Here is a 4,247-nt window from a genome sequence, read left to right on the forward strand (position 1 = left end):
CGGCCGCCGAAAAAGCGGCTGCTGCGAAAGCCGCTGCTGATAAAGCTGCGGCAGCCAAAGCGGCTGCGGCGAAGAAAGCGGCCGCGGCAGAGAAAGCCGCTGCGTCAGACGTAGACGATCTGTTCGGTGACCTCAGTTCAGGTAAGAATGCGCCGAAAACCGGCGGTGGCGCGAAAGGAAATAACGCAGCCCCGGTAGGAAGTGGTAGTACTAAAAACAATGGCGCGTCGGGTGCGGATATCAGCAACTACGCCGGGATGATCAAATCAGCGATCGAGACTAAGTTTTATGACGCGTCGTCGTATGCAGGAAAAACCTGTACGCTGCGCATAAAACTGGCCCCGGATGGTTTGCTGTTGGATATTCAGTCCGAAGGTGGCGATCCTGCGCTCTGTCAGGCTGCATTAGCCGCAGCACGTCAGGCGAAGATCCCGAAACCGCCGAGCCAGGCAGTTTACGAAGTGTTTAAAAATGCTCCACTGGACTTTAAACCTTAGGTTACACTTTCCCCACGTAAAGGTGGAAAGGGTACTACGGTTTCCACTGGGCTGTGGTCATTTTGGATATTTAGTTTGTTAACATTCTGCTAAATTATCGCGGGTTTACCGCCCGGATAAGGGAGATGAGATGAAGCAGGCATTACGTGTAGTGTTTGGTTTTTTAGTGCTGTGGGCGGCCGTGCTGCACGCGGAAGTGCGTATCGAGATTACCCAGGGCGTAGACTCTGCGCGCCCGATTGGCGTAGTCCCTTTCCAGTGGGCGGGGCCTGGCGCTGCGCCTGAAGATATCGGCGGCATCGTGGGTGCTGACCTGCGCAACAGCGGCAAGTTCAACCCGCTGGATCGCTCTCGTCTGCCGCAGCAGCCGGGCAGCGCTCAGGAAGTTCAGCCTGCAGCCTGGTCTGCGCTGGGTATTGATGCCGTGGTCGTGGGGCAGGTAACGCCTAACCCGGACGGTAGCTATAACGTGGCCTACCAGCTGGTGGATACCGGTGGTGCGCCGGGCACCGTGCTGGCTCAGAACTCCTATAAGGTAAACAAACAGTGGCTGCGCTATGCGGGCCATACTGCCAGTGACGAAGTGTTCGAGAAGCTGACCGGTATTAAAGGTGCGTTCCGTACGCGTATCGCTTACGTGGTCCAGACTAACGGCGGCCAGTTCCCGTATGAGCTGCGCGTCTCTGACTACGATGGCTACAACCAGTTCGTTGTACACCGTTCACCGCAGCCGCTGATGTCACCGGCATGGTCTCCGGACGGCAGCAAGCTGGCCTACGTCACCTTTGAGAGCGGCCGTTCTGCGCTGGTGATCCAGACGCTGGCTAACCGTGCTGTACGTCAGGTTGCCTCGTTCCCGCGTCACAACGGTGCGCCGGCATTCTCTCCGGACGGTTCTAAACTGGCATTCGCACTGTCGAAAACCGGTAGTCTGAACCTCTACGTGATGGATATCGGCTCTGGCCAGATCCGTCAGGTTACCGACGGCCGTAGCAACAACACCGAACCGACCTGGTTCCCGGACAGCCAGAACCTGGCCTTCACCTCTGACCAGGCAGGTCGTCCGCAGGTTTATAAAGTCAACGTTAACGGCGGTGCTCCGCAGCGTATCTCCTGGGAAGGTTCTCAGAACCAGGATGCTGACGTCAGCAGCGACGGCAAATTTATGGTAATGGTAAGCTCCAACGGTGGGCAGCAGCACATTGCCAAACAAGATCTGGCAGCGGGTGGCGTACAAGTCTTGTCGTCAACGTTCCTGGATGAAACGCCAAGTCTGGCACCTAACGGCACTATGGTAATCTACAGCTCTTCTCAGGGGATGGGATCCGTGCTGAATCTGGTTTCTACAGATGGGCGTTTCAAAGCGCGTCTTCCGGCGACTGATGGACAGGTCAAATTCCCTGCCTGGTCTCCGTATCTGTAATAATAATTAATTGATTACTAAAGGAATCAAAGAAATGCAACTGAACAAAGTGCTGAAAGGGCTGATGCTGGCTCTGCCTGTTATGGCAATCGCAGCGTGTTCTTCTAACAAGAACGCAAGCAACGACCAGAGCGGCGAAGGCATGTTGGGTGCCGGCACTGGTATGGACGCAAACGGCAGCGGCAACGCCTCTTCCGAAGAGCAGGCACGCCTGCAGATGCAGCAGCTGCAGCAGAACAACATCGTTTACTTCGATCTGGACAAGTTCGATATCCGTTCTGACTTCGCTGCGATGCTGGATGCGCACGCTAACTTCCTGCGTAGCAACCCGTCCTACAAAGTCACCGTAGAAGGTCACGCTGACGAACGTGGTACCCCTGAGTACAACATCTCCCTGGGTGAGCGTCGTGCTAACGCCGTTAAAATGTACCTGCAGGGTAAAGGCGTTTCTGCTGACCAGATCTCCATCGTTTCTTACGGTAAAGAGAAACCTGCAGTACTGGGTCACGACGAATCAGCTTACGCTAAAAACCGTCGCGCCGTACTGGTTTACTAAGAGAATTGCATGAGCAGTAACTTCAGACATCATCTGTTGAGTCTGTCGTTACTGGTTGGCATAGCGGCCCCCTGGGCCGCTTTTGCGCAAGCGCCAATCAGTAGTGTCGGCTCAGGCTCGGTTGAAGACCGAGTCACCCAACTTGAGCGCATCTCTAACGCTCACAGCCAGCTTTTAACCCAGCTTCAGCAGCAACTCTCTGACAATCAGTCCGATATCGACTCTCTGCGCGGTCAGATTCAGGAGAGCCAGTATCAGCTGAATCAGGTTGTTGAACGCCAGAAGCAGATCCTACTGCAGATTGACAGTCTGGGCAGCGGCGGTGCGGCGGCAGCGCAGCCAGCGGCAGGCGATCAGGGCGGCGCGGCTACCGCTACACCTGCCCCTGCAGCCGGAGCAGCAGCGGCCCCCAGCGCGCCGGTACAGAGCGGCGATGCGAATACCGACTACAACGCAGCCATCGCCCTGGTGCAGGATAAATCCCGCCAGGACGACGCTATCGCCGCGTTTAGTAGCTTTGTTAAAAATTACCCGGACTCCACCTATGTTCCTAATGCGAACTACTGGCTGGGTCAGTTGAACTACAACAAGGGTAAAAAAGACGATGCGGCCTTCTATTTTGCCTCGGTCGTTAAAAACTATCCAAAATCTCCCAAGGCACCGGACGCGATGTTTAAGGTCGGGGTGATCATGCAGGAGAAAGGGGATACTGCCAAAGCCAAAGCGGTTTATCAGCAGGTTGTAAGCAAATATCCTGGCACCGACGGCGCGAAACAGGCGCAGAAAAAACTCAGTGCGATGTAATGAATGCGGCATGACCAGATATCGCTCTATTTCTGGTCTTGTCGGGTGAATCATAAGCAGTTAAGTGATCTTGCTCGAAATTTTAGTTGCGCCAACTTCATAAATCAGTAATATATGCCGCCGTTGCCACGGGATATCGCACCGCCCGAAAGCAGCGCAAAAGCGGTAAAATAGTGGGTCGTTAGCTCAGTTGGTAGAGCAGTTGACTTTTAATCAATTGGTCGCAGGTTCGAGCCCTGCACGACCCACCACTAAATGATGGAAACATCGCACCAGCAGTACAGTGGGTGATTAGCTCAGTTGGTAGAGCATCTCCTTTACACGGAGGGGGTCGGCGGTTCGAGCCCGTCATCACCCACCACTCGGGTCGTTAGCTCAGTTGGTAGAGCAGTTGACTTTTAATCAATTGGTCGCAGGTTCGAATCCTGCACGACCCACCACTTTCTGGTGGTACCGAGTAAAATAATCTTCGAAGTCAGCACCCGAATGGGTCGTTAGCTCAGTTGGTAGAGCAGTTGACTTTTAATCAATTGGTCGCAGGTTCGAGCCCTGCACGACCCACCACTTCGAAGAGAGTTCCCCAAAAGGGGTCGTTAGCTCAGTTGGTAGAGCAGTTGACTTTTAATCAATTGGTCGCAGGTTCGAATCCTGCACGACCCACCAATTTCAACATACTAATGAATGTTGAACGTGAAGGATAACGTTGCGTAGCAACGGCCCGAAGGGCGAGGCAAAGCCGAGTCATCCTGCACGACCCACCAATGCAAAAAAGCGCCCTAAAGGCGCTTTTTTGCTATCTGCGATATGCCGCTTTCACAGTGCTGCTTTTGTAGGTCGGGCCAGCGAAGCGCCGCCCGACGCAACGATATACTGCCGGGTGGCGCTGCGCTTACCCGGCCTACGACTTATCATCATTTTGCCTCTATCAGCGGCTCATTGTATGGGCTTCTATATATCTGTACGAAAG

The 4,247-nt window shown here is 54.3% G+C and carries 4 protein-coding genes and 5 tRNA genes; all 9 read left to right on the forward strand.

Annotation, left to right across the window (positions count from 1 at the left end):
- The coding region (gene tolA / locus FN633_RS18500) for a cell envelope integrity protein TolA (protein WP_243731485.1) at positions 1-497 on the forward strand (497 nt) is incomplete at its 5' end.
- Positions 498-627: 130 nt separating this feature from the next.
- Positions 628-1,920, forward strand: coding sequence for a Tol-Pal system beta propeller repeat protein TolB (tolB, locus tag FN633_RS07465; RefSeq protein ID WP_154057280.1), 1,293 nt, complete (start codon positions 628-630; stop codon positions 1,918-1,920).
- Between the two features lie 34 nt (positions 1,921-1,954).
- Positions 1,955-2,476, forward strand: coding sequence for a peptidoglycan-associated lipoprotein Pal (pal, locus tag FN633_RS07470; protein ID WP_042392179.1), 522 nt, complete (start codon positions 1,955-1,957; stop codon positions 2,474-2,476).
- A 9-nt stretch (positions 2,477-2,485) separates the two neighbouring features.
- Positions 2,486-3,280: a cell division protein CpoB gene (gene cpoB / locus FN633_RS07475; RefSeq protein WP_154057281.1), complete on the forward strand. Its 795-nt coding sequence runs from the start codon at positions 2,486-2,488 to the stop codon at positions 3,278-3,280.
- A 175-nt stretch (positions 3,281-3,455) separates the two neighbouring features.
- Positions 3,456-3,531: transfer RNA gene (locus FN633_RS07480), tRNA-Lys, on the forward strand.
- 34 nt (positions 3,532-3,565) lie between these two features.
- Positions 3,566-3,641, forward strand: a tRNA-Val gene (locus FN633_RS07485).
- 3 nt (positions 3,642-3,644) lie between these two features.
- A tRNA-Lys gene (locus FN633_RS07490) sits at positions 3,645-3,720 on the forward strand.
- A 48-nt stretch (positions 3,721-3,768) separates the two neighbouring features.
- A tRNA-Lys gene (locus tag FN633_RS07495) sits at positions 3,769-3,844 on the forward strand.
- A 23-nt stretch (positions 3,845-3,867) separates the two neighbouring features.
- A tRNA-Lys gene (locus tag FN633_RS07500) sits at positions 3,868-3,943 on the forward strand.
- The last annotated feature ends 304 nt before the right edge of the window (positions 3,944-4,247 follow it).

Source organism: Pseudescherichia vulneris (genome assembly GCF_902164725.1).
In the GTDB taxonomy this organism is placed as follows: Bacteria; Pseudomonadota; Gammaproteobacteria; order Enterobacterales; family Enterobacteriaceae; genus Pseudescherichia; species Pseudescherichia vulneris.